This is a genomic window from Marinobacter caseinilyticus (assembly GCF_011074955.1).
In the GTDB taxonomy this organism is placed as follows: Bacteria; Pseudomonadota; Gammaproteobacteria; order Pseudomonadales; family Oleiphilaceae; genus Marinobacter; species Marinobacter caseinilyticus.
Genome location: NZ_WUQJ01000018.1, coordinates 302,399 through 329,216 on the forward strand (window position 1 = coordinate 302,399; position 26,818 = coordinate 329,216).

26 protein-coding genes are annotated in these 26,818 nt (G+C 54.9%); 10 read left to right on the forward strand and 16 right to left on the reverse strand.

Annotated features, from left to right (window positions below; genetic code table 11):
- The first annotated feature begins 11 nt into the window (after positions 1-11).
- The gene (locus GRX64_RS08155; protein ID WP_166265791.1) at positions 12-668 is read left to right on the forward strand and encodes an alpha/beta family hydrolase; all 657 of its coding nucleotides are present in this window, start codon (positions 12-14) and stop codon (positions 666-668) included.
- On the opposite strand, the gene GRX64_RS08160 is transcribed toward GRX64_RS08155, so the two are convergent.
- Positions 665-2,518 carry a sensor domain-containing diguanylate cyclase gene (locus tag GRX64_RS08160; protein WP_166265794.1) on the reverse strand — a complete coding sequence of 618 codons (1,854 nt, stop codon included), beginning with the start codon at positions 2,516-2,518 and terminating at the stop codon, positions 665-667. The genes GRX64_RS08155 and GRX64_RS08160 overlap by 4 nt on opposite strands.
- A gap of 93 nt (positions 2,519-2,611) precedes the next feature.
- On the opposite strand from GRX64_RS08160, the gene rlmM reads away from it, so the two are divergent.
- Positions 2,612-3,691: a 23S rRNA (cytidine(2498)-2'-O)-methyltransferase RlmM gene (gene rlmM, locus GRX64_RS08165; RefSeq protein ID WP_166265797.1), complete on the forward strand. Its 1,080-nt coding sequence runs from the start codon at positions 2,612-2,614 to the stop codon at positions 3,689-3,691.
- Between the two features lie 160 nt (positions 3,692-3,851).
- Here rlmM and GRX64_RS08170 read toward each other — a convergent pair whose 3' ends face one another.
- The gene (locus tag GRX64_RS08170; protein ID WP_166265800.1) at positions 3,852-4,145 is read right to left on the reverse strand and encodes an antibiotic biosynthesis monooxygenase family protein; all 294 of its coding nucleotides are present in this window, start codon (positions 4,143-4,145) and stop codon (positions 3,852-3,854) included.
- A 194-nt stretch (positions 4,146-4,339) separates the two neighbouring features.
- Here GRX64_RS08170 and tusA point away from each other — a divergent pair, with 194 nt between their 5' ends.
- Complete coding sequence (tusA, locus tag GRX64_RS08175; protein ID WP_166266069.1) at positions 4,340-4,579, forward strand: sulfurtransferase TusA; 240 nt, start codon at positions 4,340-4,342, stop codon at positions 4,577-4,579.
- A 25-nt stretch (positions 4,580-4,604) separates the two neighbouring features.
- On the opposite strand, the gene dsbD is transcribed toward tusA, so the two are convergent.
- Entirely contained in the window at positions 4,605-6,494 is a 1,890-nt protein-coding gene (gene dsbD, locus GRX64_RS08180) for a protein-disulfide reductase DsbD (RefSeq protein ID WP_166266072.1), read from the reverse strand.
- A 239-nt stretch (positions 6,495-6,733) separates the two neighbouring features.
- On the opposite strand from dsbD, the gene GRX64_RS08185 reads away from it, so the two are divergent.
- The 3 genes from GRX64_RS08185 to pdxB all read left to right on the forward strand — a co-directional run bounded on the left by GRX64_RS08185 (position 6,734) and on the right by pdxB (position 9,816).
- Positions 6,734-7,252, forward strand: a complete 519-nt coding sequence (locus tag GRX64_RS08185; protein WP_282433942.1) for an elongation factor P hydroxylase — start codon at positions 6,734-6,736, stop codon at positions 7,250-7,252.
- Between the two features lie 117 nt (positions 7,253-7,369).
- Positions 7,370-8,641 (forward strand): DEAD/DEAH box helicase, encoded by a 1,272-nt coding sequence (locus GRX64_RS08190; protein WP_166266078.1) that lies wholly within the window; start codon positions 7,370-7,372, stop codon positions 8,639-8,641.
- Between the two features lie 20 nt (positions 8,642-8,661).
- Positions 8,662-9,816: a 4-phosphoerythronate dehydrogenase PdxB gene (gene pdxB, locus GRX64_RS08195; protein ID WP_166265803.1), complete on the forward strand. Its 1,155-nt coding sequence runs from the start codon at positions 8,662-8,664 to the stop codon at positions 9,814-9,816.
- 16 nt (positions 9,817-9,832) lie between these two features.
- On the opposite strand, the gene GRX64_RS08200 is transcribed toward pdxB, so the two are convergent.
- The 4 genes from GRX64_RS08200 to GRX64_RS08215 all read right to left on the reverse strand — a co-directional run bounded on the left by GRX64_RS08200 (position 9,833) and on the right by GRX64_RS08215 (position 12,921).
- Complete coding sequence (locus GRX64_RS08200) at positions 9,833-10,012, reverse strand: PA1571 family protein (RefSeq protein WP_166265806.1); 180 nt, start codon at positions 10,010-10,012, stop codon at positions 9,833-9,835.
- 215 nt (positions 10,013-10,227) lie between these two features.
- Positions 10,228-11,112 (reverse strand): protease HtpX, encoded by an 885-nt coding sequence (gene htpX, locus GRX64_RS08205; RefSeq protein WP_166265809.1) that lies wholly within the window; start codon positions 11,110-11,112, stop codon positions 10,228-10,230.
- A 95-nt stretch (positions 11,113-11,207) separates the two neighbouring features.
- Complete coding sequence (locus tag GRX64_RS08210) at positions 11,208-11,690, reverse strand: hypothetical protein (RefSeq protein ID WP_166265812.1); 483 nt, start codon at positions 11,688-11,690, stop codon at positions 11,208-11,210.
- Positions 11,691-11,706: 16 nt separating this feature from the next.
- On the reverse strand, positions 11,707-12,921 hold the full coding sequence (locus tag GRX64_RS08215; RefSeq protein WP_166265815.1) for a pyridoxal phosphate-dependent aminotransferase: 1,215 nt from the start codon (positions 12,919-12,921) through the stop codon (positions 11,707-11,709).
- 204 nt (positions 12,922-13,125) lie between these two features.
- Between GRX64_RS08215 and GRX64_RS08220 the strand changes: the two genes are divergently transcribed.
- Together GRX64_RS08220 and GRX64_RS08225 are read left to right on the forward strand one after the other, a co-directional pair.
- Positions 13,126-13,611, forward strand: a complete 486-nt coding sequence (locus GRX64_RS08220; RefSeq protein ID WP_166265818.1) for a glutathione peroxidase — start codon at positions 13,126-13,128, stop codon at positions 13,609-13,611.
- Between the two features lie 3 nt (positions 13,612-13,614).
- Positions 13,615-14,082, forward strand: a complete 468-nt coding sequence (locus GRX64_RS08225) for a MarR family winged helix-turn-helix transcriptional regulator (protein ID WP_166265821.1) — start codon at positions 13,615-13,617, stop codon at positions 14,080-14,082.
- On the opposite strand, the gene GRX64_RS08230 is transcribed toward GRX64_RS08225, so the two are convergent.
- Positions 14,030-16,312 carry a hybrid sensor histidine kinase/response regulator gene (locus GRX64_RS08230; protein ID WP_166265824.1) on the reverse strand — a complete coding sequence of 761 codons (2,283 nt, stop codon included), beginning with the start codon at positions 16,310-16,312 and terminating at the stop codon, positions 14,030-14,032. The genes GRX64_RS08225 and GRX64_RS08230 overlap by 53 nt on opposite strands.
- Before the next feature lie 124 nt (positions 16,313-16,436).
- Entirely contained in the window at positions 16,437-17,213 is a 777-nt protein-coding gene (locus tag GRX64_RS08235; RefSeq protein WP_166265827.1) for a hypothetical protein, read from the reverse strand.
- A 240-nt stretch (positions 17,214-17,453) separates the two neighbouring features.
- Here GRX64_RS08235 and GRX64_RS08240 point away from each other — a divergent pair, with 240 nt between their 5' ends.
- Positions 17,454-18,446, forward strand: coding sequence for a LysR family transcriptional regulator (locus GRX64_RS08240; RefSeq protein WP_166265830.1), 993 nt, complete (start codon positions 17,454-17,456; stop codon positions 18,444-18,446).
- 6 nt (positions 18,447-18,452) lie between these two features.
- Here GRX64_RS08240 and GRX64_RS08245 read toward each other — a convergent pair whose 3' ends face one another.
- The 7 genes from GRX64_RS08245 to GRX64_RS08275 form a co-directional block, all read right to left on the reverse strand.
- A complete protein-coding gene (locus tag GRX64_RS08245; RefSeq protein WP_166265833.1) occupies positions 18,453-19,421 on the reverse strand; it encodes a GNAT family N-acetyltransferase in 969 nt (322 codons plus the stop codon).
- Positions 19,418-20,569, reverse strand: a complete 1,152-nt coding sequence (locus tag GRX64_RS08250) for a cupin domain-containing protein (RefSeq protein ID WP_166265836.1) — start codon at positions 20,567-20,569, stop codon at positions 19,418-19,420. The genes GRX64_RS08245 and GRX64_RS08250 overlap by 4 nt, the downstream gene beginning before the upstream one ends.
- Positions 20,570-20,572: 3 nt before the next feature.
- Positions 20,573-21,940, reverse strand: a complete 1,368-nt coding sequence (purB, locus tag GRX64_RS08255) for an adenylosuccinate lyase (protein ID WP_166265839.1) — start codon at positions 21,938-21,940, stop codon at positions 20,573-20,575.
- Between the two features lie 112 nt (positions 21,941-22,052).
- Entirely contained in the window at positions 22,053-22,694 is a 642-nt protein-coding gene (hflD, locus tag GRX64_RS08260; RefSeq protein WP_166265842.1) for a high frequency lysogenization protein HflD, read from the reverse strand.
- Positions 22,691-23,860, reverse strand: coding sequence for a tRNA 2-thiouridine(34) synthase MnmA (gene mnmA, locus GRX64_RS08265; RefSeq protein WP_427901649.1), 1,170 nt, complete (start codon positions 23,858-23,860; stop codon positions 22,691-22,693). Before mnmA ends, hflD begins: the two co-directional genes overlap by 4 nt.
- Positions 23,861-24,116: 256 nt before the next feature.
- Entirely contained in the window at positions 24,117-24,566 is a 450-nt protein-coding gene (locus GRX64_RS08270) for an NUDIX hydrolase (RefSeq protein WP_166265845.1), read from the reverse strand.
- Positions 24,563-25,186, reverse strand: a complete 624-nt coding sequence (locus GRX64_RS08275; protein ID WP_166265848.1) for a pseudouridine synthase — start codon at positions 25,184-25,186, stop codon at positions 24,563-24,565. Before GRX64_RS08275 ends, GRX64_RS08270 begins: the two co-directional genes overlap by 4 nt.
- 202 nt (positions 25,187-25,388) lie before the next feature.
- Between GRX64_RS08275 and icd the strand changes: the two genes are divergently transcribed.
- Positions 25,389-26,651, forward strand: a complete 1,263-nt coding sequence (icd, locus tag GRX64_RS08280; protein WP_166265851.1) for an NADP-dependent isocitrate dehydrogenase — start codon at positions 25,389-25,391, stop codon at positions 26,649-26,651.
- Positions 26,652-26,818 lie beyond the last annotated feature (167 nt).

Below are 26,818 nucleotides of genomic sequence, written 5' to 3' on the forward strand. Positions count from 1 at the left end.
TTGGAGTGAGTGTGAATTATTCAGAATTTTGGTCTGAGGGCACCGGTAAATCGGTCCTGTTGTTAGCTCACGGAGCCGGGGCGCCGGCCGATTCGAGTTATATGAATCGGCTGTCGTCGGCGTTGGCTGTAAAGGGCGTTACAGTTGTTCGGTTTGAGTTCCCGTATATGAAACTGCGACGTGAAAATGGCGGTCGGCGCCCGCCGGCGAGGGTTCCGAAACTGATGGACACGTTCCAGGAGGAGATTGCTCGTTTACGGTCCCTGATTGGTTGGGAGCGACCCCTGTTTATTGGGGGCAAGTCTCTCGGGGGGCGGGTGGCGAGCCTGTTAGCGGCAGAGAGTGGTCTTGGCGGTGCTGTTTCGGGTGTTGTGTGTTTTGGCTACCCCTTTCACCCGCCTCGAAAAGCCGATCGCTGGCGCACTGAGCATTTTGCCAGGCTGACGTTGCCGGTTTGTATTCTACAGGGGAGTCGTGATCCATTTGGCACTCAGGATGAGTTGATGCAACTCGGCAATCTGGGGCCACCTATCAAACTGCATTGGCTGTTCGGTGGGGATCACGATTTTAAGCCCTTGGTCCGGCATCGGACGAGCCAGAGCATACTCATCGACCGGGCGGCCGAGATAGCCGCCAGCTTCATCAACACGATAGCCAGCGGAGGTTAGGCTTCGGCATCCTGGTCTATAGTAGCCACTTCAAAACGGTTGCGGCCTTTAGCTTTGGCTCTGTAAAGTGCCTCGTCGGCCCGAGCAAAGAGCGCCGCGTCGCTTTCTCCGGTTTGCAGAACAGCGATTCCGGCACTAAGGGTCAGGCTGATCGCTCCGCCATCCGGCGTCTTGATCGTTGTTTTTGCCATGTCATGGAGTATGTTTGAGGCCACATTGGTTGCTCCGTCTTCTTCGGTATTCGGTAATACCAAGGCAAATTCCTCGCCGCCAAAGCGCGCCACGACATCCCGTGGTCGCCGGACATGTCGTGTAAGAATTTCAGCAATTCTCTGCAGGCACAGATCGCCGAACGGGTGGCCCCAGGAGTCATTCACTTTTTTAAAGTGGTCGGCATCCAGCAACACAATGGCAGCTGATTTGCCGATCCGACGCGCTTCAGCGCAAATGTCCGGCAGCATGCCGTCCAGGAACCGCCGATTATGAATCCCGGTCAGGTCGTCATGAGTGCTTAGTTCGGCCAGTTGACGATTGGCGCGCTCGAGGTCTCGCATGGTGTCCCGCAACTGCGCCGTGCGCTCGTATACTTTTTTCTCCAGATCATGCTTGACGTCGTATTCGACTTCGAGCAATTTTTGATTAAGCAAGCGCCAGCGCTGGACGATGGCATAGTTCAGCAAGAGCACTTGGCCACCAACGGCGCCCTGCATCAGAATTTCCTGTGCGACGAAGTCCGCCAGGAAGCCAAACGCGGCCAGAGCATAGACGCAGGTCCCGATAACCATCATGGACCATGACAGCACATACCACTTGGCCGGCCCGTAACCCTGTCGCCACCTCACAAGCCCGGTCATGAAAAGGCAGCCAATGGCAATCAGGCCAAACAGGGTGTTGATGATAATAGTCGTGGAGTATGGCAGGACCAACACCAGCGCCAGTAACACCACACTGACTCCGGCGATGGCGTTCAGTGCCCAATAGGCAATGCTCCGCTTGTCGTTGATGTCCAGAAATGAGCGTCCGAACAGGGTCATTGCCAGCGTGCCGAGTGCCTCAAACAAGGGGATCGCGGCATTGGCGAACCAGGGTGAATTGGGCCAGAAATACTGATAGGCAAAGCCCCCCATTGCGCACAGGAACAGGCCGGTTGAGACCATGTAGAAGGCGTTGTAGAAGTAATAAATCGTGCCGGAGCTGAAGAACAGTAATAAATTGAATACAGAGAAAATCAGTACGGCGCCATAGAAAATACCATGGGCAAGCGTCAGTTCGTTGCTCTCTGCAATCAGGTGTTCCGTGGTCTCCAGTGTCAGGGGAACGTTGAGTGCGCCGGCGCTTTGAATTTTAAGGGTAATGGTTTTGGATTGGCCGGATTCCAGTAGGATGGGCAGAAGGTAATAACGGTAATTAATGCCCCGTGAACCAAACGGCGTTTGATCGCCGGTAGCGATCTGTCTATCCTCTTGGCCCGAAGTCGCCCAGAATGTCACAAAATCGAGGGGCGCATAGTGCAGTTTGAGATACCACAAGCCTGCGTTCTCCGACGGGTTGTGTACCTTCAGTTGAATCCAATAGGTGTCGAGTGTGTGGGTGAAGGTCAGGTCATGACCGTCAGCCGACTGCCAATGTGCCAGCGACGCCAGTTGATCTGGGTGCGTGGCATTGCTGGCAACTGAGCCAAAAGGCGCGGCAAAATAGCAGAGATGGTCAGCAAGGTGCTGGCGCTGATCGGCGCTGGAGATGGCAAGGGAATCGCAGGGCGTGTTTGTTTCGGACGCGACTGCGCCATTGCAGATCATAATCAGCGTGAGCAAAAACAGCAGGATATTGCAGCGCTCGACCCGCTCCATTAAATCAGTTCCGTTACCAGGTAGAGCCTGGCAGTGTAGCGCAAGCTGGGCGAACGGGTTGTTAAACAGTTTAAATTATTAGACAGGTGTCTCATGAGTCGGATAATTGTGTTTTGTCGCCCTGGTTTTGAATCCGAGGCCGGGCGTGAATTGACCGACGCGGCCGCCTTGCTGGGAGTCTTCGGATACTTTAAAGCTCAAGCCGGCAGTGGCTGCGTGGAGTTTAGCCTCAGCGGCTCAGAAACCCCGGCGGAGCTCATGAAGATGTTACCGCTCAATCGTCTGGTGTTTGTGCGCGACTGGTTCGAACTGATTGTAGAGGTTCCTTTGCCCAAATCCGACAGGGTGGGTGCCGTCATTGATGCGCTGCGCGAGTCGGTTGCAGGTCCTAAGCATTGTGACCGGGTGGAGATTCGAGTTTCTGAAGATAATCCCGATCACGATCTCGGCAATTTCGCACGAAAATGGATTGCACCGCTGGCAAAGGCCTTGCGTGGTGCAGGGCTGATGGAGGACGCAACAACCGGTCAGGACCAGGATCGCCTGGAAATCTTCCTACCGGATTTTTCCACCGCGATGATCGGCATGAGTCACCGGAATAATCGTTCACCATTTCCCGGCGGGATACCAAGGCTTAGATTGCCTGCGGCCGCTCCTAGCCGTTCAGCACTGAAGCTTGAGGAGGCGTGGAAAGTCTTCCTGTCGCCAGACCGGAAGCTGGAAGTATTGGGCGGTGGCAAAAAAGCGGTAGATCTTGGAGCCGCCCCAGGCGGATGGACCTGGCAGTTAGTGCGCCAGGGAATGCTGGTGACGGCAGTGGATAATGGCCCGATGGATTCCGATTTGATGGCGAGTGGCCACGTGGAGCATGTGACCGCGGACGGTTTTCGGTGGCGGCCCCGCCGGGGCGTCGACTGGATGGTCTGCGATATTGTTGACCAACCAAGGAAAACGGCGGCGTTGGCCTCGGATTGGCTGGCGAACAAGCTTTGTCGTTACACTGTATTTAACCTCAAGCTACCGATGAAAAAACGCTATGAGGAGTGGCTTTTTTGCCAGCAGCTTATGGCTGACCGACTGGATGAAGCCGGTGTGCAATATCGGCTTCAGGCTCGCCATTTGTATCATGATCGCGAAGAAATCACGTGTTTTATAGAACGCTTGATAAGCTAGCGGCCTCTGTGTACCGCTGAGGCCGCTTTGCAGGCAGGTTATGGAATGCGGTTGGCCGTCTTGTTGCCTTTTGCCATGGAGTAACTCCGTCCAAGCGAGCGTCCAGGCTCCTGCCATCGATCGCACGCAGTCGCCGGAGACGTTGGCGATACGGAGCCAGTCAGTTTGTCTGACTTTGCTCGAGAACGGTAATTTTTTCATCCCGGTCCATCATCGGAATCAGATTGTTCATCAGTTCCTTACGCACAGGGGAGTGGTACCAGCGGTCCCAGTCCGCCGGTGATCGCCAGTTGCAGAGTGTCAGTCGGTGATTGGGATCATGGGCATCCACCAGAGTTTCCCCGGAGACGAACCCTGGTGCGTCAATCGCTTGTCTTAGCACAGAGCGTGAGCGCTCCTCGTAGGCGGATTCAAGCGTTTCGGCAATATGGCGTTCAATCAAAACCCGGATCATGGTTTACCTCTTTATGAGTCGACTATTTTGTATGTATTTTTATATTAGGTTCTTATAAACAATAATTTAGCATGAGAATAGGTATTTGGCACAGGCGACTTTAGCTGTTGTTGTTTAAACTGTTCCGAACATGCGGGCGGGCAGTACCGGATGCGCAATCATTGCGCGCGATCATCGCCAATAAGGGGGTATATGTGGGGCAGCCTGGATTTGAATTAGAGTTGGATGCGCGGGGGTTGATGTGTCCTGAACCCGTCATGATGTTGCATGCCCGTATTGAGGAGGTGTCCTCAGGAGGGGTTCTGAAGGTCGTAGCGACAGACCCATCAACCACTCGGGATGTGCCGCGATTTTGCCAATTTCTGCATCATGAGCTGATTGCAGAGGCACACACCGATGTTGAATATGTGTACTTTATTCGCCGAGGACATTAGAGCCAAAATCGCCGGGACATGGCGGTTACAGGGCAAGCAGGCCGCTGGCGCCCTTGATATGCTGCAAAAACTCCTCGCTGTCCATCTCGCCCAGAACTCGTAGCGATTTGGCTTCTTGGCCATCACGCTGGAAAAATAGGAGGGCCGGTGGCCCAAAGAGCCCGAGGCGATCAAGGTATGCTTGCTGGTCCGGAGTGTTGTCTGTCAGATCAATTTGCAGCAATGAGACTGGCTCAAGTGCAGCGATTACGCGGGGATCGCTGAATACCGTCCTTTCCATGACTTTGCAGCTGATGCACCAGTCTGCGTAAAAGTCCAAAAGGACCGGCTGGTTGTTGGCCGACGCCCGGTCCAGGTAGCGTTGAATATCGTTGGGTGCCGCCAGCCGCCTGAAATCTGCATGGGTCGTTGATAGCGCCGAGTCTGCTGTTACATTGGTCGCGATGTAGGGTTGAAGTGGCTTCAACGGGTCGCTGGCGCCGCCAATGGCACCCGCCAGCAGGGCCAGTCCGTAGGCAAAAAGCACCATACCCAGACCCTTCCAGGTCCGCTGCCAGCCCGGCTTGGCCTGGTCCAGTGCGCCGAGTTGCACGCCGGTGATGGCGGCCAATAACCCCCACAACGTGAGAGCCGTCCAGGCCGGTGCCAGTCGTTCAATCAGCCAGATGGCTACCGCGAGCAGCATGACACCGTAGAATGCTTTGACCACATTCATCCACGGACCGGATGTCGGCAGGAACTTACGTCCGCCGACGGCGACCAGAATGAGTGGAATACCCATGCCCAGACCCAACGCGAAGAGCGCGATGCCGCCTGCCACTGCGTCCTGGGTTGTACTGATGTAGAGCAAACTGCCTGCCAACGGCGCAGACACGCAGGGAGACACCACCAAGGCCGATACGGCACCAATCAAAAAAGTACTGAGGATACGACCGCCTGTCAGCTTCTCGCTTGCGGCGTTGAGACGATCCCGGATTGAGCTCGGTAATTGAAGGTCGAAGACGTTGAACATTGCGAGTGCGAACAAGGCAAAAAGTGCCGCAAAAAAGCTCAGGACCCAAGGCGACTGCAGTTGTGCTTGCAGGTTGAAACTGGCGCCAAGCAACCCGGTTATCACGCCGGCGGCGGCATAAGTCAGTGCCATACCCAATACGTAGCTGAACGAGAGCAGCAGGGCATGTATGTGCGTTTGGGTATTACGGCTCGATACCAGGGCCGAAATAATAGGCACCATGGGTAACACGCAAGGGGTAAACGTCAGTCCGAGCCCCAGCGCGAGAAAGAGCAGTGCGACCACGACCAGTGATTGCTCGGCGAGAAAACCTGCCAGCCCGCTGGCCGTTGCGGTATCGACAGAACCCTCGGTTTTGGCGGTCAGGCCGGCTTCCGTATCCGGAGCCGAATCTGCAGGGCCTGCCCCGGAGCCGGTGGTGGTGTAATAGAAGGCTTCCCGAGTTTGCGGTGGGTAGCAGAGCCCGGCATTGGCACACCCCTGATAGGAAACCTTAAGTTTGGCTTCCTTTATGCCAGCAGGCAGGGCGACGGGCACTTGGGCGGACACGGGCTCATAGAAAACCGTGACAAGGCCAAAATACTCATCCTCTGTCTCGGTGCCGGGGTAGGAGTAGTTGAGTTCCCCGATGTCTACGCCGTCGGTTTCAGATGAGATGGATATGCGTCCACGATACAGGTAGTGTTCCGGTGCAATGTCCCAAGACAGCACAACACCTTGATCACCTGAGGTAAAGCTGAACGGCAGTGCTTCATCAACCGGGAGAAACTCGTCATCGGCCTGCGACGACAGCCAGCCGCCTGCGGCATGCGCGGGACCAGCGGCAAGGCACACTAACGCCAGCGCCAGGGCACCAAAGCGTGAGGCCATCGAAGAGAGTGCGTAGGCGCCAGATCGGGCCATTATCGCAGCATCATGCTGGTACGTCTGGGTCATAGTGGGATCTGTCTGGTTGCTGGAGCCGACGGGCCTGTTGAGCCAAGGCACTGACATTGGAAACAAATTGTCATCGCCAGGCAGTGATTGTTCAAGTGTCAAAGTGTAATGTTGATGGCCGGAGTCAAAAAAAGTTCCCACTGGTATTGCGGGCGGTAAAGTCGCACAATAGTCGCCGCATGAGCCACCATTCAGATGATCTTATCATGCTGTTCAATGACCTTTTTCGGGAATCATGCCGAACATTGTTGGTCAAAGGCGGCGAAGAACCAGAATACTGTCCTGCGAAAGGAGCCGATAGCCTCGCCAGGATAGTGTTTGCCCACGATTATTTTGCCAGCGCATTGCATGAGGTAAGCCACTGGTGTATCGCGGGACAACAGCGCCGCACGCTTCCTGACTATGGTTACTGGTATAGCCCCGATGGTCGTTCAGTGGAACAGCAGCAAGCTTTTGAGAAAGTTGAGGTCAAGCCTCAGGCTCTTGAATGGTTGTTTTCAGTCGCGGCGGGTACGCGTTTCCATATTAGTGTGGATAACTTGTCGGGCAAAGGCGCGGTTGATGAGTGTGCCTTTCGCCAACAGGTTCGGAGTCAGGCAAACGTCTATTTAACTCAAGGCTTACCGGCACGCGCTGCGCTTTTCCATCAAACGCTATTGGTTTTTTACGGGAGACAGCGCCATTTTAACCAAGAATGGCTGACCCAGTCCGCCGACAAGGCTTGATGAGAACATGGCATAAGCCGTGACAATCAGCCGTCGATTAAACTTGAATTATCAGTCCGGTTTCGGGCTGTGGAGATATCCGTGTCAGCACAGAGAGACCGAACGCCTGAACAAAAACTGGAAGTGCCGGTTATAGAGGGCAAAACCCGTTTTATAGACCTTGGGCTTGATGAACGTTTACGGGATGCCATAACCGATATTGGTTTTGAGTATTGCACCCCCATTCAGGCAGAAACGCTACCATTCACTCTTTCCGGTAAAGACCTGATTGGTCAGGCCCAAACCGGAACCGGGAAAACCGCGGCGTTCCTGATAAATGCCATTCAGCGAATGCTGTTAAACCCAATTCCCGAAGCCGATCGCTTCGCGTCCGAGCCGCGGATCCTCGCCCTTGCGCCGACCCGGGAACTGGCGATGCAGATTGCCAAGGACGCAGAGCAGCTTTGTGGCTATACGGGCCACAATGTCGTGACCGTGGTCGGTGGCATGAATTACGACAAACAGCGTGACCAGTTGCAAAATGAAGTGGTCGACATCCTGGTAGCAACGCCGGGCCGGTTAATCGATTTTCTCGGCTCACAGGATGTGTTCCTGGATCAGCTGGACCTGCTGATTCTGGACGAAGCAGACCGAATGCTCGACATGGGCTTTATTCCCGACGTAAAACGCATTATCCGCAAGTGCACGCCCAAGGAAGAGCGTCAGACACTGCTGTTCAGCGCAACGTTCAATCAGGATGTGCTCAATCTGGCTTCTATGTGGACACGTAATGCGGAATTTGTGGAAATCGAGCCTGAGCAGAAGACCGCTGAGCGAGTTAAACAAACGGTCTACTTTGTGGGCGGTGAAGAAAAACTAACGGTGCTGGTGAATTACCTTCAGCAGGGTGGTGTGGATAAAGCGTTGGTATTTGCCAATCGCCGGGATCAGTGCAGGGATCTGGATGAGGATTTGCGCAACCAAGGCATAAAAACGGCATTGATGTCGGGCGAGATTGCCCAGAACAAGCGCCTTAAGACCCTTGAGCAGTTCAAGCGCGGCGATATTCAGGTGCTGGTGGCGACGGATGTCGCGGGTCGAGGTATTCACGTTGATGGCGTGACCCACGTGTTTAACTACAACCTGCCCGACAACGCCGAGGATTACGTTCACCGTATCGGGCGAACCGGTCGAGCAGGCCAGGAGGGAACGTCTGTCAGCTTTGCCAGTGAGGACGACGCTTTCTCGCTGCCAGCGATTGAGTCCTATATTGGCCAAAAGCTAACCTCAAGCGTGCCCGAAGAAGAGCTCATGACGCCGCTGCTAAAGCCCGTCATTGCTCGCCGTCGCAGTTCGAATCGCCGGCCCCCGGCTCGAAATCAGCAACGCCCTCGACAACGCAGAGCCTAACGGAATAACCGGATACTATTATGTTAATCGTTGCTGATGAGAACATTCCGTTGCTGGATGCCTTTTTTGAGGATATTGGTGAGATCCGGCAGGTGTCTGGGCGCGGAATGACGTCAGAGGATGTGCGTGACGCTGATATTCTGCTGGTTCGTTCAGTCACCACGGTTAACCGGACCTTGCTTGAGGGCAGTCGGGTTAAGTTTGTTGGCACTGCAACGATCGGCACCGATCATGTTGATCTGGATTATCTTGCTGGGGCCGGTATTACCTTTGGCTGCGCGCCCGGTTGTAATGCGAATAGCGTGGTTGAGTACATCCTGAGTGTATTGTCATTGTTCGCTGAGCGTTCAGGGCGAAACAATTGGACGACACTCAGCGTAGGAATTATAGGCGCCGGTAACGTCGGCGGTGCGCTTTGGCGTACGCTGGACAAACTCGGCTTCGACGTTAAGGTCTGTGATCCGCCCAGGGCACAAGATGACGAGGATTCCGGGACCCAGTTTGTGAGTCTGGATGAAGCGCTGACCTGCGATGTAATCAGCCTGCACACGCCGCTGACCCGAAAGGGTGACTACCCTACTTTTCATATGATGGGGGCCGAGCGGCTGTCGAAATTGACATCGGAGCAGTTGTTGATCAATTCCAGCCGGGGGGAAGTGATTGACGAAACGGCTTTGCTGGCGTGTCTGGCCGAGCCGGATGCGCCTTTAGTGGCGCTTGATGTCTGGGAAAATGAACCTGCGGTCAACCCTGAAACGTTGCGTCAGACCTGGCTGGCCTCCCCGCATGTTGCCGGGTATAGCCTGGAAGGAAAGGTGAAGGGCACGGAGGTTATATACCGGTCACTGTGCCGGTTCCTGGGTTTGCCGGCGCGCAAACAAAGCGGTCAGTTTTTGCCCGAACCGGCCCTCAGCAAGCTGGCCTTTACCAGTTCCGCCCAAGCGCCGGATGCCGCGAGCATCGCTATTAGGGCCTGCTATGACCCGCGGCGGGACGATGTGCGTCTGCGACGGCTGCTCACGCTTGATGCACCCGAACGTAGTACTGGATTTGACGCACTACGCCGGGACTACCCAGTCAGGCGCGAATTTTCGAGTGTGAAAATTCAACTCAAGGGCACCAGTCGTGCACTTCAGGACAGCTTTAAAGCGTTGGGCTTCAAACTGAAGCTCTGAGGCCCACGCGCGGGGGTTATGCGTCTTTGGCGGCCGCCTGGTCGTCAGGCCCCGAGTGAGTCAATGCATCCAGAGATTTGCGGACCATCGTATCGGTGATGGGCACTTCCCGGCCATCAGATAACACGATGGCTGCGCCGTTCATCCAAGGTTCTGACTGCTGCCGTTCCTGCATCATATTGGTTAACTCCGTCATTGTGTTCCTCCAGGTTTCCATCGCAGAATATCTGGCCAATATGTCTGAAATATGACGCTGGACGGTAAACCCGGCAGTAATTATGGCGTCATACAGCCATTGTCGCTATCAGACTATGGACTCATAACACCAATCCCAAACGGTCATTAACCGTTGGCCACAAAAAGGCTTGCGGCCGAGGGCGAGGTGTACTGTGGCCGTCCGTAACAGGCGCGTCAGGTAAGATCGACGGTTTTCAGTGCGGCGATCCGGCTTTCCAGGGGCGGGTGGGTCATAAACAGGGCGCTTATACCGCCGCGGGCACCCCGGTTAATACCAAACGCCTGCAGGGAGTCGGGCATTTGATCCGGCAGTTCGCTTTCTTTTCGCAAGCGTTCCAGGGCATTCACCATGGCGCCTCGTCCGGCGAGCTGCGCGCCGGCAATATCGGCGCGGAATTCCCGGCGGCGAGAGAACCAGAACACTATGGTGCTGGCGAGTATGCCAAGAACCACTTGGGCGACCATGCTAACCACAAAAAAGCCAACGCCATGGCCACTCTCGTTGCGAAAGATCAGTCGGTCGACCAAAGATCCGATCACACGGGATGCAAAAATCACAAAGGTGTTGACCACGCCCTGGATCAGCGTCAGCGTGACCATATCGCCGTTTGCCACATGACCAATTTCGTGACCCAGGACTGCCTGGATTTCGTCTTTGCTGAAGCGTTGCATCAGGCCTTCGCTGACCGCGACCAAGGCGTTATTTTTGTTCCAGCCGGTGGCAAAGGCGTTGGATTGGGCGGTCGGAAATATGGCCACTTCCGGCATTCCGATGCCTGATTGTCTGGCCAGTTGAGCGACCGTCTCTAGAAGCCAGCGCTCGGCCGGGGTGCGAGGTGTTTCGATCACTTTGGCCCGGGTGCTCCACTTCGCCATGGGTTTGGATATCAGCAGTGAGATGAATGAGCCGGCAAAACCGAAGATGGCGGCGAATATCAGTAGCGATTGGTAATCAATACCGTACTGCGTCAGATAACTGTCTACGCCCAGTACTCGCAGGGTGATGCTGGCAACCAGCAAAACCGCAAGGTTGGTTGCCAAAAACAGCAAGATTCGCATGGGGTATTCCTCTCGGGCTGGAATTAAAACGTCGTGGTCAACATTACTCAGTAGGTGAGGGCGACCAGCGCCGCCTTCAACAGGCTAACTGCATTTTAATGGTCTTCGGCCTTGGGTGTTGCGCGGTCAAACAGGGTCGCCCGGGCAATCCGGCTGATACGGGCTGAGCTGCCATGGGATAGGGCTTCCCGAAGGAGGTGGATGTGGGTGGAAAAATCTTCCTGCACCGTGGGTGGGGCCTTGGCAGCCGATTCAAGTGCACGGGGTGCCACCTCCGCTGCCAGGGTGGCGCTGGCCGGCGCGCTGAGCCGGATAAATGCGGCCTGGGTCAGGACCGCCTGACCGAGCGCGTCCTGCCGTATGGTGTCGATATAGCGCAGGAAGTTTTCCTCTCCAAGCCATAACAGGGTGCCAAACCCCGCCATGTGGCGCCGGCTGTGCAGACCAAACTCGTCCGGTTCGTCCGGCCCCGCGATGTCTTCCACATACAAATCGACTCGGCGGGGGAAGGCATTGTACAGTTGCACCAGAGCGATTGCCGCGTCCTTGTAAAATTCTTCAATATGAATATCGGCCATCGTCCGTCCTCACCCCCTACTGCTGGTACGTCGAAAGGAAATGCGCAAGCCGTTTTATGGCGTCTTCCAGTGAATCCTCGCGTGGTAGGAACACAACACGCAGATGTTGTTTGTCATCGATGTTAAATGCCGATCCCTGAACCAGAAGAATGCGTTCCTGGAGCAACAGATCCAGAACCAGGCGCTCGTCGTTCTGGATTGGGAACCGCTTGGGGTCAAGGTGAGGGAACAGGTACAGGGCACCTTTGGGTTTTACGCAGCTCACCCCCGGAATATCATTAAGCAACGACCAGGCCGTTTCCCGCTGTTCATACAGCCGCCCCCCGGGCGCGACCAAATCATTAATCGACTGATACCCCCCCAAGGCGGTCTGGATAGCAAGTTGCGCTGGCACATTGGCGCACAGTCTCATGGACGCTAGCATGTCGATGCCTTCAATCAGGTCTCTGGCCTTGTGTTTCGCACCACTGATGATCATCCAACCGGACCGGTAACCCGCTGCACGGTAATTTTTGGACAGACCGTTATAGGTGAAAAACAGCACGTCGTCAGCCAGTGAAGCCGTAGGTAGATGCTCGATGCCGTCGTACAGAATCTTGTCATAAATCTCATCGGACAGGATGATCAGGTTGTGCTGGCGGGCAACTTCAATGACTTGCTCCAGCAGTTCCCTTGGGTAAACCGCGCCGGTCGGGTTGTTGGGGTTAATCAACACAATCGCCCGGGTACGTGAGGTCAGCTTGCTCTTGATGTCATCAATGTCCGGGTACCATTCTTGCCGCTCATCGCAACGATAGTGGACCGGTTTGCCACTCGACAACGTCACGGCGGCGGTCCAGAGTGGGTAGTCCGGGGCCGGGATAAGCACCTCGTCGCCGGTGTTCAACAGGGCTTGCATGGACATAACGATCATTTCGCTGACGCCATTGCCGAGATAGATGTCATCGATGTCGACTTTGTCGATGCCTCGCTGCTGGCAATAATGCATCACGGCTTTCCGGGCCGAAAACAGACCTTTGGACTCCACGTATCCCTGTGCGGAATGCATGTTATAGATCACATCCTGTTGTATTTCTTCAGGGACATCGAGTTCAAAGGCCGCAGGGTTGCCGATATTGAGTTTGAGGATGCGGTGACCTTCTTCTTCAAGACGACGCGCTTCCCGGAGAACTACGCCACGTATTTCGTAACACACGTTATCGAGCTTGGCGGATTTCATGTAGTTCTTCATAAACGGAAAGATCCTGAATGTATTGGTCAAACCCCCATTCTAGCGGAGCTGGGCTGGCAGACAACAGTGCAATAGTGATGATTTGTGATGAAAAAAGCGTATTGGCATAAGAGTTTGCCGATAAATAGCGCGGTATCGATCCGTTCTTCATTGCGCTGATAGATTGCGCACAATATAATTGTTAAAAATATAAAGGAGACGGTAATGACAGCGCAAACACTCTATGACATCGACGTACAGGACATCAGCGGTGACACACACACTCTGGCCGACTACCAGGGCCAGGTGCTACTGATTGTGAATACCGCCAGCAAGTGTGGCTTTACACCCCAGTTTGAGGGCCTACAAAAGCTTTACAAGGACTTCCAGGACAAAGGCTTTAATGTCTTGGGTTTTCCCTGCAATCAGTTCATGAATCAAGATCCTGCCGATAACGATGCTATTAGCCAATTCTGCAGTTTGAACTACGGCGTCGATTTCCCGATGTTCGCCAAGATTGAAGTAAATGGGCCGAATACCCATCCTCTGTATGAATTCTTGAAATCCGAGGCTAAAGGCTTGCTGGGGTCCGAGAAGGTTAAATGGAATTTCACCAAATTTCTGGTTAATAAAGACGGGCAGGTGGTAAAGCGCTACCCGCCAACGGCGAAGCCGGAATCGATTCGCAACGACATCGAAAAACTGCTTTAAGCGATGACTGATGTCGATGTGCTGGCGCTGGACAATCAGGTCTGCTTTGCCTTGTACGCGGCGAACAGGGCCGTCACGGCCCGCTATCGGCCTCTGCTCAAGACGCTGAACCTGACTTACCCACAGTATTTGGTCTTACTGGTATTGTGGGAAGCGGACGGGGCGGGTGTTCGAGTCCGAGTTTCGGACCTTGCGCGTCGCCTTCGACTGGACACCGGCACGCTTACGCCGCTGCTCAAGCGGCTGCAGGTGCGGCATTTGGTGCGGCGCATCCGAAGCGATCAGGATGAGCGGGTGGTGGTGATTACGTTAACGGATTCAGGTCGCGCACTGCGCGAGCAGGCCCGCACTGTGCCAGGCCAGTTGCTGGGGGGCAGCGGGCTCGATCCGGCACGGGTGGCGGCGCTGCGTGATGAGCTCAAGAGTCTGCTTCAGAGTCTTGAGGACGCCGATGAGACCAGCGTTCGATGACCGTTTTCAGGTCACGCTTGTCATAGGGTTTCGTGATGTAATCGTTCATGCCTGCCGATATGCAGTCGTCCTTGTCACCCTGCATCACGTTGGCCGTGACCGCTATGATGGGTATGTGCTGCCAATCTGGATTGCAACGAATCCGCCGGGTCGCTTCGTACCCATCCATCACCGGCATCTGGCAATCCATGAGCACCATGTCGTAATGCGCTTTGCCGAGAGCCCCTAGTGCCCGTTCTCCATTCTCTGCCAGATCAACTGTGTAGCCCAATTTTTTCAGAATTCCGCTGGCCACAATCTGATTGACACGGTTGTCTTCGACCAGCAACAGATGCAGTGCATGGGTGATGTCGCCGGTTTCAGGTTCCGCTTCGCGTTGCGGTATGGGTTCTCCAACGGCAGTGCAAAGGCAGCGATATAACTCATTTCTGCGTAGCGGCAGCGCCAATGATAGCCAAGTGTCCTGGCTGTGTTCTTTGGATATCTCCTCCAGCTGTATCACATGTTGCGCGGGCCAGCGCTTCGCCTTGGAGCGTGCCCCCGGATCGTTGGGGTCTACAAACAAGATAGGTTGGCTGTCTTGCGGAGAGCCTTCCGCCACTTCGATGGCGGCATCATGAATGCAGATATTCCAGGCCGCCAATTGGCGCTCCAGTGGCAGTCTGTGAGGGTTTCCGTGTGGAATCATAAGCACGGCACCCGATCGGATCACTTGCTCCGGCATCTGAAAGGATGAATCGTCGGTCTGATGGACAGGCAGTGGCAGGAGGACAGTGAAATGAGTACCGCGCCGCTCTTCTGACTCAACCATGATCTGGCCGTGCATTCGTTCCACCAGTTGACGGCAAAGTGTCAGTCCCAGGCCCGTGCCACCGTATCGACGCGTGGTGTCTGTATCGGCTTGGGAAAATGGTGTGAATATTCGGCGCATGCCGTCGTCGGACATGCCGATCCCGGTGTCGATAATATCTATGCGGGCATTGCCCCCGATCTGCCGGGCCTGGATGCGGACTTCGCCTTGATTGGTGAATTTGATGGCGTTGCCCATGAGGTTGTTTATGATTTGACGGGTGCGGGTCGGGTCGCCCAGGAAGACTTCCGGCAGGGCGGAGTCGATGTCCGTCACCAAATGGATATTTTTCAGGCGAGCCTGCTGCGCATGCAACGTCGCACACTCTTCAACCAGCTCGCGTAACTTGAACGGAATGGTTTCCAGGTTGAGCTTGCCGGCTTCGACTTTGGAAATATCGAGGATGTCGTTGAGCAACCCCAGTAGGCTTTGACCGGCATTCTGGGCAATTTCCAGCCGATTTTTCTGCCCGGGGTCCAGTTCGCCTTCAAGCGCCAGGCTGAGCATGCCCAGTACGCCGTTCAGGGGCGTCCTGATCTCATGGCTCATGCTGGCGAGAAAGTTAGCGCGGGATCTAGCCCGTCGAACGGCGTCCTCTTTCGCTCGAATCAGGGCGCGGTTACCCCGTTGCAGGGCATCGTTCTTATCCGAGATTTCCCGCGTGCGGTCTTCAACCTCTTTCTCCAGTTTGCCGGAGTAGTTCTTCATGGTGCTCTGGGCGTCGCGTAACTGGTCCAGGCTAGAGTCAATGGTGTCCAAGTGTTGATTGATGATGGCAACCATCTGACCTATTTCATCGTGCTCGTGGCTGTGGGGGACTGGAAGGCGAGCCTTTTCAGGCGCCTCAGGCTCGACCTCACTCAGCGCCTCAATGACTTTGAGCATGGGTTTGGTGAGCAGAAAATAGAAAACAAACAGCAGCATGATGGAGAGCGCCAGGCTTTTCACGAAGCCACTAACAACCGTGTAGCCGGCCCGGTTCAGAAATTCCGTACCGTAATGGTAGGTATCGATGGTAATAGCCAGTTCCCCGAGGGGGATTTCGGCGAGTTGGGGCACCCTCAAATTCACAGCGTAGAATTGACTGGGTTCAAACAATAAATCGCTCAGCCAGCGGTAACGGGATTCGGGGCTGTTTCGGCTGGCTGCGGCAAGTGTACGATCTTCCGGGTCCACAATGCGGGCATCGACAATCGCTGGGTGTTTGACCAGTCCGTCCAACAGCTCTTCTGCGAGCCGGGCGTCAATGTTGTAGGCAATTTGGGAGGCTGGGCTATGGCTGATCTCCATGAGCGCCCGAATCTCATCGTCCATGGCGTGGCGGGCATGGAAAAAGTCCAGGGTAACTTGAACGACATTGAGGGCCAGTCCCAGCAACATGGCTAACACCACGGTATTTCGCGTCAGTCTGAACGATAGACGTTTACTGAATACTGTCCTCAAAGCGCGTTACATCCCTGTGTCTCGTAATCGGTACCGTGCAGGCGCACGGCAGTATGGGTTGCTAGCCATCGTCATAGTCGGCTTTTTTCTTCCAATCGCCTTCATGCATAAAGTTGTCCCATTCCTTATCCAGCTTTTGTTGCTTTTCAACGCTTTCGGACGCTTCGCCTTCCACTAACATGGCTTCCAGCTCTTTGATGCGAGTACGAAAGCTCTTCACCGCTTTTTTTGCCAGTGGGTTGTCAGTCGATTTGCCAAGTTCGGTGCTGGCAAGGTGATAGGCATGAATGGCTTTTCTCAGCTCATTCTGCCGAATATAGTCCCGAGCTTGGAAAACATGGAAGTCAGCGTGGGTTTTGTGGACGAGAAACAAGACAAATTTCAGGTTTTTCCTCGCAGTTGCATTATCGATTCGCCCCGCTTTGTGCTGCGCTTCGATCATTTTGAACAGGTTTTGCAGCAACTCTTTTACATAGGTTGATTTGTCCGGCGAGTCGATTTTCATCGGCGCACGCTGATCCTGGCCGTCAATAACCTGCTTTTTCAACTGTTGCGCTTCGCTTGCCCACTGGGCGACCGGTAGCTGAGTTTTGAGCGTCATCAACTGGCGGCAAATATCTTCCTGTCGAAGAATCAACAGCAGTTTCAGGTCTTGAGTCAGGTACTGACCGGGAATTTCATTAAGCAGTCGATTGGCGCGCTTGTAGCTATCTTCCAGCGCAGTCACTTTGCGGGCCCGCTCAAGCTTCGCCCGTTCTCGCAATTGGCTGGTCACAATAAGCGTGATCGAAACCAATACGATAACTGCGAAAAATATAACAATCGTTGTGGTGTCCATGCAGCTTAGCGTTACCTTATCCGAATGGGGAGTGGGGTGCCCTCGCGAGTGGGCGCACGTTGATGGGCAAATATCAGGAAGATTAGCAGAATTTGGAGAGTTAATCCGTTATCTGTTTTCCAGCTACGCCCGAGAATAAAGTTTGTGAATTAATTTACGTTATTGATAGTGTATCTAATATTCACACAAAAAATAGTGCTTGCGCCGCAGGCGCTCCTACCGAAAGTGAGAAGATCCCGAATGGACATTTCTCGAGTTGATTTGAACCTACTGGTCTATCTGGATGTTCTGTTACGAGAAAAGAATGTTACCAAATCCGCCAATCATTTGGGCATTACCCAGCCCGCCATGAGTAATGGCTTGCGCCGCCTGCGAAATTTGTTCGGCGATCCGCTGTTGGTTCGGACCAGCGAAGGCATGACCCCTACGGAACGGGCCTCAGAACTGCAGCCTTTGGTACGAAGTATTCTATCGGACATTGAACAAGCCGTTCAGCAAAAAACGCCGTTTTCCGCCATCGACAGTCAACGCGTGTTCAGGATCATGGCCAGCGATTACGCGGAGTCCTGCTTGATGCCCAGAGTACTGCGGCGCATCCGGCAAGAAGCGCCCCAGGTAACACTGGATGTACTAACGCCCAGTGATGTCAGCTTTCTGGATGTGGAGCAGGGCAGGTTGGATATGGCGATTAATCGGTTTGATACCATCCCCCAGTCTTTCCACCAAAAAACCCTGTGGACGGAGTATTTCGCCTGCCTGGTGAATGCCCGCAATCCGATTCTGAATGCCCGGTTTACGTTGGACAGCTATCTGGAGGCGAGTCATATCTGGGTCAGTAAAACCGGCTTTGGCGTCGGCGTCGGTGTTAACCCAAAAGACGTCCAGCGTCTTGGGTGGGTTGATGAGGCATTGTCGCGGATGGGTCGTAAACGACAGATTTCGGTGTTCACCCGTCACTATCAGGTGGCCATGCTGCTTGCCGAGCAGCATGATTTAATCGCGACATTGCCCAGCCGGGCGGCCTGGCTGCAAAAAGACAACGATGGCCTGGTTGTTAAAGTGCCGCCTTTCGATATTCCACCGTTCGAACTGAAAATGGCGTGGAGCCCGCTGCTTCAACATAACGCTGATCACCAATGGCTCCGGCGTCTGATTGTAGAGGTCGCAGAAGACGTGGACGCCGAATTTGCTCCCTTTGGTCGTCAATTCGAGGCGCTGGACACCGACGCTTAATGGCTATCACAGGGGCAGTTGGCGCAACTCTACTGATGGCCTGCCGGCATCCCACATCCGCTGGAAGCTCTCGGCCTGACGCTTAACGTGGCCCGGGGCTGAAAAGTTGGCGAAGCCTTCAGGTTGGTCAAACCCATGGCGCACGATCAGCGCCCCTCGATCGGCGATCATAAAGGCCCGGTCATCAGTGGGGTGGTCTGGACTCACCAGTCGCAGCTGAATCTTGCTGGGTAACCTTCGCATCAATTCAATGATCTGATGGCGCCTTTGAACCAGGGGTTTGTCGTGATGAATCAGCAGCTTGACCTCGCTCAGCCGGTGGCGACGGGCCAGGTTAGACAGCAGTTCCCGAAAACGCAGGCGATCGAAGTGGTCGTGATCCAGAAGCCGGTCATAAAGCCAGAGCCGCTGTCGGGCCTGGCTGGCAATGGAGTCTGTGAGGGCAATGAAGTCCCGTTCGGAACTGAACAACCAGGACTCGTTGTCTTGGCCAACAACGAGCGGACGGGGTCTTAGGTTCGGTTGAGCATTGATGGCAAGCGTCGGTGCGAAGCAGCGCATATCCACGTGTGGAATACCCGCATCGTCGTAAGGCTCTGAGCAAACGTGAAAGCCTGCGCGTTGGTAAAAGGGAATGGCCTTTACCTGAGCGGACAGGTAAAAATCGTCAAAATCCGGGGCTGCTTCGGTCACCATGTGACGCAACAGCCGTTGGCCATAGCCCCGCCCGCGATAGGTTTTTACGACGGCCATTCTGCCAAAGTGTGCCGTGTCGGTGATTGACGGATACATCCGCGCCACTGCCACGGGGGTGTTGTCCGGCAACAAGGCAATAAAATGGTCGGCAATGGCGTCTGTGTCGTCCCATTCCAGCTCAGGGGGGACTCCCTGTTCGTCGATAAACACGCTCAGACGAATGTCTTTAACCGCGTCTGGAGCCAATTGCCAGCTGTATTTGCGGATTTTCAGTGTCATTCCAGCGTCAGATTTCCCTGATTGAAAAGGTTGGTCAGCAGGCCCAGCAGGGCACTATCGGTGATCAGCTCCAGCACATCAACGGTGGCAATGCGGTTACCACGGCACAGGGTAGGTGCCAGACCTTGAGCATCACCACGCAACATGTACCGTTCGCCATCGACAAACAGCGCTGTTTCATGATCGAACGAATAAAACGCATAGCGCGAGCCTTCATTCCACCTCAGCGTGGCGCCGGCGTCAATCTCCGCGGCCAATGCTTCGGGGGTGATTGGTGCCTCGGGCGGGACAACAATGTTGGCATTTTTGGGAGCGGTAGAGAACTGGCCAAACCACAGTGCCAGTTGCTGCGTGTCCCCCAATTGCTGGACGATTACCTGTTGAAGGCGCTCGATGGTGCGTTGGTCGATTGCGCCCGGATTCTCGGGGCATTGCAGCGCCGGATCGCTGAGGGGCACAGAGGCTGTGGCCTGGCCGCATAGAAAATCGGTATAGCCGGTCAGGATGTCGTCGATGGATGGTGCTCGGAAGCCAATGGACAGGGTAATGCAATCATCTTCGGCGATGCCGTGGTGGCCAACACCTGGCGGCAGGTAAAGCATGTCGCCGGGCGCAAGCGTGGTGCTCTCGTCACCTTGCCAATCTTTCAGTATTCGTAACGGGGTGCCGTCGACTCGCGGGGAGGCCTCGTCGCATTGGCCGCCAAATTGCCATCTCCGGTGCCCTTCGGCCTGGAGTAGAAAGACGTCGTACTGGTCGAAATGCGGTCCGACACTGCCGCCCGCAGGCGCGTAGCTGGCCATGATGTCATCCAGCCGCCAGTTGGGTACGAATCGAAACGCTTCCAGCAGGTCCGCCGCTTCCGGAACCCAATGATCGAGTCCCTGTACCAGCAACGTCCAGTGAGTTGCCGGAAGCTCTTCAAACCGCTCGGGCGGAAAAGGCCCATTGTGCAACTGCCAGGGCTTACCGCGTTCGTTTTCAATGACGATGCGAGACTCCACGGCTTCTTCACAGGCCAATCCGGCCAATTCATCGGACGAAACCGGGCTGATAATGCCCGGAAACGCCTGTCGAATTACCAAAGGCTTCTTCTGCCAGTAATCCCGCAGGAACACATCTGCGGGCAGTCCGCCAGGGAGTTCCATAAACTAGATAGCCCGTGCCTGATCTTCTGCGTTACCGGCGTAGGAGCCCGGTGAAAGCTCACGGAGTTCAGCTTTCGCTGACTCTGGAATATCCAAAGTCTCCACAAACGCCTGGATCACATCGGGTGTCATCGCCTTGCCTCGAGTCAGGGCCTTCAGCTTCTCATAGGGCTTTTCGATGTTGTAGCGCCGCATCACCGTTTGAATGGGCTCGGCCAGCACCTCCCAGGCATGGTTCAGGTCATCGTCCAGGCGTGTTGGGTTAATTTCCAGTTTGCCCAACCCCTTGAGGGTCGATTCGTAGGCAATCAGGCTGTGGGCAAACCCCACCCCCAGATTGCGCAGCACGGTCGAATCCGTCAGGTCACGCTGCCAGCGGGAGATGGGTAGTTTTGCGGATAAATGTCCGAGTAGGGCATTGGCGATGCCGAGGTTGCCTTCCGAGTTTTCAAAGTCAATGGGATTGACCTTGTGGGGCATGGTCGACGAGCCCACTTCACCCTCTACCGTCTTCTGTTTGAAGTAACCGAGTGAAATGTAACCCCAGATGTCCCGGTCCAGGTCGATCAAAATGGTGTTGAACCGGGCGATCGCATCGTACAGTTCGGCAATGTAGTCGTGTGGCTCAATCTGAGTGGTGTACGGGTTCCAGTCCAACCCGAGGCCTTCCACAAAGCTCTTGGCACTGGCTGCCCAGTCAATGTTGGAGTAGGCGGACAGGTGCGCATTGTAGTTGCCTACGGCACCGTTAATTTTGCCCAAGAGTTCAACGCCGCGAATTTGCTTGAGCTGACGTCGTAAACGGTGGACAACGTTGGCGAACTCTTTGCCCACGGTGGAGGGTGAGGCGGTCTGACCGTGGGTACGGGATAACATGGGCTGGGCGGCATGTTCGTGCGCAAGGTCGGTCAGCTGTTCGGTGATTCTGTCCATGGCCGGCAACAAACCATGGTCCAAGCCTTCCCGCAGCATCAGGGCGTGGGAGAGGTTGTTGATGTCTTCTGAGGTGCAGGCAAAGTGAACAAACTCAGTCACTGCGTGCAGTTCCGGCACGTCTGCAATCTTGTTTTTTATAAAATATTCCACGGCTTTGACGTCGTGATTGGTGGTGCGCTCAATGTCTTTGATCTGACCGGCGTCCTCAAGGCTGAAGTCGCTGACGATGGTGTTCAGGGCGCTGTTGGCAGCTTCTGAAAAGGGCGGCACTTCGGTTACTTGAGGGTGGGCTGCCAAGTGCTGCAACCAACGGACTTCCACCGTCACCCGGTTTCTGATCAAGCCGTATTCACTGAAGATTTCGCGAAAGACGCGAACTTTGTTTCCATAGCGGCCATCGACCGGCGAAATGGCTGTCAGGGCAGTGAGTTCCATCGAAAACCTCTCAATTCATGACGGGTGACGGCCTGGACGGACACAAACTTGCCGCACTCAAAGCCAGTCGGTTAAAAAAGGAGCCTAATGATACACCACCGGCGCAGGGGAATCAGTCGTAAACCGACTGGTTTGCCTGTTCCGCCAGCGCGTGTGCGGTCTCAATAATTTTCTTGCGGTTAAAGATCAGATTCCAGCGCCGGCCACCGGTTTGACGCCACAAAACGGCGGAACGGATGCCCGCCAACAAAAGAGTGCGGACCTTGGCGGCATTTTCTTCCACCCGCAGTTGATTGGGGTCGCCGGTGACCTGAATGCGCAGTTTGAAGGTGCTGATGGTGTCCGTGTAAACCGACGCCAGATTACTGGTCAGGTTGCTGTGGCCGTAGCCGAAGTGCCCGGCGGTGTGTCGAGCCTGATCGATACGGCTGGACAGAATATCGAGCATGTCCGAACGCTTATTGAGCTTGGATTCAAGCTGGATCAGATTGAGCCCATAACGCAGCACCTCAATGTCCAGTTTTTTGTTCTGTTCGGTCAAACCGTTGGCCAGGGCATTCAAACCCTCACGCAAATCCTTGAGTTCACCGAATACTTCCAGCGTGGATTCCGGATTGGTGGCGAACAGTGATCGTACGCAGGTCTCGTAAGTTGACGGTGAACATTGGCCCTGATGGGCGATTTGCTGAACGAGCGCTGCCGCCTGAAAAACGCCGGCCAGAGCGAGCGTTTGGTCATGAATAGTTCGGCTCAAGAGGGATTGCCTGCGGTTTGAAGTGGCACGGGACGGCCATCTGGTTCGGCTTCGCCATCACGCCATGTGTGTTCAATAACGCCACCACCAAGGCAGACGTCATCGCGATAGAAAACAACAGATTGCCCAGGTGTCACCGCGCGCTGACCCTCATCAAAGATAACTTTGAGGCCATCGCCAAATACTTCGACCTCACAATCCTGGTCGGGCTGGCGATACCGTGTCTTGGCTTTGCATCGAAAGTGCTCAGCGGGTGCTTGACCGGCCACCCAGTCAATCGGGCCGCTGATCAGGCCTCGTGAAAACAGCAGCGGGTGTTGTTTGCCCTGCACCGCGATCAGGACATTGCGGCTCAGATCTTTTTCGGCTACGTACCAGGGGTCGTCCCCGTGATTACTAAGGCCGCCAATACCAAGCCCTTGACGCTGGCCGATGGTGTGATACATCAAACCTTGATGGCGGCCGATAACCTGGCCCTCCGGCGTTTCAATGTCACCCGGTTGGGCAGGGATGAATTGTTTTAGGAAATCCCGGAACTTGCGCTCACCAATGAAACAGATACCTGTGGAGTCTTTCTTGTCGTGGGTAACAAACCCTTGTTCGGCGGCGATCCGTCGGACTTCGGGTTTTTCGATTTCACCCACTGGAAAGAGTGTGCGGGCGATACGATCCCCGGACACGGCGTGAAGGAAGTAACTTTGATCCTTGTTTGGGTCAAGCCCTTTCAACAGTTCGGCTTTTCCAGAACCGTCGGCACAAGGGCGCTGGCGGGTGTAATGCCCCGTGGCGATGTAGTCGGCTCCGAGGGTGACGGCGTAGTCCAGAAAGGCCCGGAACTTCACCTCCTTGTTGCATAAAATGTCAGGATTGGGCGTCCGCCCGGCCTTATATTCGGAGATGAAGTGTTCAAACACCCGATCCCAGTATTCTGCGGCGAAACTGGCGGTGTGGAGCTTGATGCCAATTTGGTCTGCCACCGCCTGAGCATCAGCCAGATCCGTCATGGCGGTACAATACTCAGTTCCGTCGTCTTCATCCCAGTTCTTCATGAACAGGCCTTCCACGGCATAGCCCTGCGTTTTCAGAAGCCAGGCTGCAACTGAGGAGTCGACGCCGCCGGACATGCCGACTATCACGCGGGTTTCTTGAGAGGCTCTGTTCATCATAGGTTCAGTATGCGGTTACTCGTGCTTTGACGGTTAAAACTTGCCGGGAATATGTCGACACCGGCACGCCCTGCAAAGCACGGCAGTCTATCACTTTCGAAGGTGTTTTGTCTGGCCCAATCATTGCCCCGTGACGTTGCCGAATACTGCCGGCGTCTGTCGCCATGACGAGCCTGGCGTGGTTCCGGGCAAGCCTGTAGAGCGGACGCGTGGCAACCGCTGCACCCAATGCTGGGGAAACCATTAACACGTCAACTCAGACGGGCGATTCCACAATAATGTCGAGCGGGAACCGCCTGCCATTTCGGAAATCCTCTATGCACTGAAGGACCAGAGGGCTGCGGAGTTGAACGTGGCGGGTCTTAATCTCGTCAAGGCTCAGCCAGTGGGCGGCAATAATGCCGGTGTCCAGATCGTCTGTCAGTTTCGAGACGGCACGTGCGGCGAAACAGAAGCGGTAATAGGTGACGCCATTGGAAGGCGCAGTGTAAGTGTACATGCCAATAAATTGTTCTGGCTCCACGTGCCAGCCCGTTTCTTCCAGTGCTTCACGACGCGCGGCTTCGATAATCCGCTCGCCGGGCTCGATATGGCCTGCTGGTTGGTTAAAAACTACCTCGCCAGCGCTGGTTTCTTCAACCAGAAGGAAGCGGCCAAGATGATCTTCCACAACAACGGCGACGGTAGCATGGGGGGTCCAGGTCATCGTGGTTTCCTTTTAGAGGTTTGCTTGTTCGAGCGTTCCAGGCGGCGGGATCTTTGGGTGTCTGTTGTCGCTTTGGGTAGGTGCAGTTCGAGCATTCGGGAGGCACCGGGTGCCAGGCCGTCAAGGGTCCAGTCGCCAATGCGGTAACGGACAAGTCTGAGAGTTGGGAAGCCGACGGCGGCGGTCATACGGCGGACCTGCCGATTGCGACCTTCCTTGATGGACAGTTGCAGCCAGCTCGTTGGTATTGCTTTTCGCTCCCGCACGGGCGGGTTTCTGGGCCACAACGTTGGCGTCGCCATGCGTGCTGCACTTGCGGGCCTGGTCAGGCCGTCCTTGAGCTCGACGCCGGTTTCGAGCCATCGCAGAGCCTGATCGGTAATGTCGCCTTCAACCTGCACCCAGTAGGTTTTCGTCATTTTGTGTCTGGGCGCCGCAATTTGCTGTTGTAGTTGGCCATCGTCGGTCAGCAAAACCAAGCCTTCGGAATCAAAATCAAGACGCCCGGCAGGGTAGACCCCGGATCGATCGACATAGTGGGACAAGGTTTCACGACCTTGGTCGTCGGTGAACTGACACAGCACGTTGAACGGTTTGTTGAGAATTACCAAGGTAGCCATCGCAGAAGACGATCCTGTTGAGGTAAGCCCTGAAAGTTGTTCGGATGCGGAGCGCTCAGCCATTGTTGGCCGGCTACCAAAGCCACCGATGTTCACTATAATTTAAGTCACTCTAACATCCTCAAGCGCACCTGAGTATGGCCCGACTTGGCCGGTTTATATTACGTACGATCACACTGGGTTGACTGCCGCGGAGACACTCATGGGATTTCAGAAAATTACAGTGCCGTCTGATGGTGACAAAATAACGGTCAATGCCGATTTGTCGCTCAATGTTCCGAATCATCCGATTATCCCATTTATCGAAGGCGATGGTATTGGTGCGGACATTACACCGGTTATGAAAAAGGTCGTCGATGCGGCGGTCTTAAAAGCCTATGGCGCCAAGCAGTCGATTTCATGGATGGAGGTTTACTGTGGCGAGAAAGCGGTTCGAACCTACGGCAGTGGCCAGTGGATGCCTGAGGAAACGTTTGAGGCGTTGCGGGAATACCCGATCAGTATCAAAGGGCCGTTGACGACGCCGGTCGGCGAAGGCTTCCGGTCCCTGAATGTGGCATTGAGGCAGGAGCTGGATCTTTATGCCTGTATTCGCCCTGTCCGTTACTTTAAGGGGGTGCCAAGCCCGGTGAGTCACCCGGAGCTGACCGACATGGTGATTTTCCGGGAGAATTCCGAGGATATCTACGCAGGTATTGAGTGGAAGGCCGATTCGGAACAGGTTGGTAAGTTGATCCGGTTTTTGCGAGAGGAAATGGGTGTTACCAATATCCGGTTTCCCGACACCTGCGGCATTGGTATCAAACCGGTTTCCAGAGAAGGGTCACAGCGTTTGGTCCGCAAAGCGATTCAGTATGCAATCGACAATGACCGTCCATCTGTCACCCTGGTCCACAAGGGCAATATCATGAAATTCACCGAAGGCGCCTTCAAGAATTGGGGTTACGAATTGGCCGTGGAGCGCTTTGGGGCTGAGCCATTGGATGGAGGCCCCTGGCACCTGATGAAAAATCCCAGGACCGGGCGAGACATCATTATCAAAGATGTGATTGCCGACGCCTTTTTGCAGCAAATACTGATGCGACCGGACGAATACAGTGTGATCGCAACGCTGAATCTGAATGGCGATTATATTTCGGATGCTTTGGCTGCAGAAGTCGGGGGGATCGGCATTGCGCCGGGAGCAAACCTGGGTGGCTCTATTGCTAACTTTGAGGCCACCCATGGGACGGCACCCAAATATGCGGGGCAGGACAAGGTGAATCCGGGCTCGCTGATTTTATCGGCTGAAATGATGCTTCGGCATATTGGCTGGACGGAGGCTGCGGATTTGGTTATCAAAGGCGTTGAGGGCGCGATTGCGGATAAGACGGTGACCTACGATTTTGAACGCTTGATGCCGGATGCCACGTTGCTGAAATGCTCCGAGTTTGGCGATGCTATCATCCGGAGAATGGAGGCGTAGGCGGTTGCATTTATTGCCTCAAACATGGCACTGCAAACGATTGAATGTCTTAAACAACGAGAAGCGCCGTTAACCGACGCTTTTTGTGAGGCACACGTTGATCCATTGCTCTGGCTCAGTGGCGGAGCACCCAAAGTTGTTTTTCCCACGCTAGGCCATTGTGAGCG

Coding starts and splice junctions, on each gene's coding strand:
- GRX64_RS08160 (WP_166265794.1), bottom strand. CDS start 2,518: ATGGAGCGGGTCGAGCGCTGCAATATCCTGCTGTTTTTGCTCACGCTG.
- rlmM (WP_166265797.1), top strand. CDS start 2,612: ATGAGTCGGATAATTGTGTTTTGTCGCCCTGGTTTTGAATCCGAGGCC.
- GRX64_RS08170 (WP_166265800.1), bottom strand. CDS start 4,145: ATGATCCGGGTTTTGATTGAACGCCATATTGCCGAAACGCTTGAATCC.
- dsbD (WP_166266072.1), bottom strand. CDS start 6,494: ATGGCCCGATCTGGCGCCTACGCACTCTCTTCGATGGCCTCACGCTTT.
- GRX64_RS08185 (WP_282433942.1), top strand. CDS start 6,734: ATGCTGTTCAATGACCTTTTTCGGGAATCATGCCGAACATTGTTGGTC.
- pdxB (WP_166265803.1), top strand. CDS start 8,662: ATGTTAATCGTTGCTGATGAGAACATTCCGTTGCTGGATGCCTTTTTT.
- GRX64_RS08200 (WP_166265806.1), bottom strand. CDS start 10,012: ATGACGGAGTTAACCAATATGATGCAGGAACGGCAGCAGTCAGAACCT.
- htpX (WP_166265809.1), bottom strand. CDS start 11,112: ATGCGAATCTTGCTGTTTTTGGCAACCAACCTTGCGGTTTTGCTGGTT.
- GRX64_RS08210 (WP_166265812.1), bottom strand. CDS start 11,690: ATGGCCGATATTCATATTGAAGAATTTTACAAGGACGCGGCAATCGCT.
- GRX64_RS08215 (WP_166265815.1), bottom strand. CDS start 12,921: ATGAAGAACTACATGAAATCCGCCAAGCTCGATAACGTGTGTTACGAA.
- GRX64_RS08220 (WP_166265818.1), top strand. CDS start 13,126: ATGACAGCGCAAACACTCTATGACATCGACGTACAGGACATCAGCGGT.
- GRX64_RS08225 (WP_166265821.1), top strand. CDS start 13,615: ATGACTGATGTCGATGTGCTGGCGCTGGACAATCAGGTCTGCTTTGCC.
- GRX64_RS08230 (WP_166265824.1), bottom strand. CDS start 16,312: ATGTTGCTGGGACTGGCCCTCAATGTCGTTCAAGTTACCCTGGACTTT.
- GRX64_RS08235 (WP_166265827.1), bottom strand. CDS start 17,213: ATGGACACCACAACGATTGTTATATTTTTCGCAGTTATCGTATTGGTT.
- GRX64_RS08240 (WP_166265830.1), top strand. CDS start 17,454: ATGGACATTTCTCGAGTTGATTTGAACCTACTGGTCTATCTGGATGTT.
- GRX64_RS08245 (WP_166265833.1), bottom strand. CDS start 19,421: ATGACACTGAAAATCCGCAAATACAGCTGGCAATTGGCTCCAGACGCG.
- GRX64_RS08250 (WP_166265836.1), bottom strand. CDS start 20,569: ATGGAACTCCCTGGCGGACTGCCCGCAGATGTGTTCCTGCGGGATTAC.
- purB (WP_166265839.1), bottom strand. CDS start 21,940: ATGGAACTCACTGCCCTGACAGCCATTTCGCCGGTCGATGGCCGCTAT.
- mnmA (WP_427901649.1), bottom strand. CDS start 23,860: ATGATGAACAGAGCCTCTCAAGAAACCCGCGTGATAGTCGGCATGTCC.
- GRX64_RS08270 (WP_166265845.1), bottom strand. CDS start 24,566: ATGACCTGGACCCCCCATGCTACCGTCGCCGTTGTTGTGGAAGATCAT.
- GRX64_RS08275 (WP_166265848.1), bottom strand. CDS start 25,186: ATGGCTACCTTGGTAATTCTCAACAAACCGTTCAACGTGCTGTGTCAG.
- icd (WP_166265851.1), top strand. CDS start 25,389: ATGGGATTTCAGAAAATTACAGTGCCGTCTGATGGTGACAAAATAACG.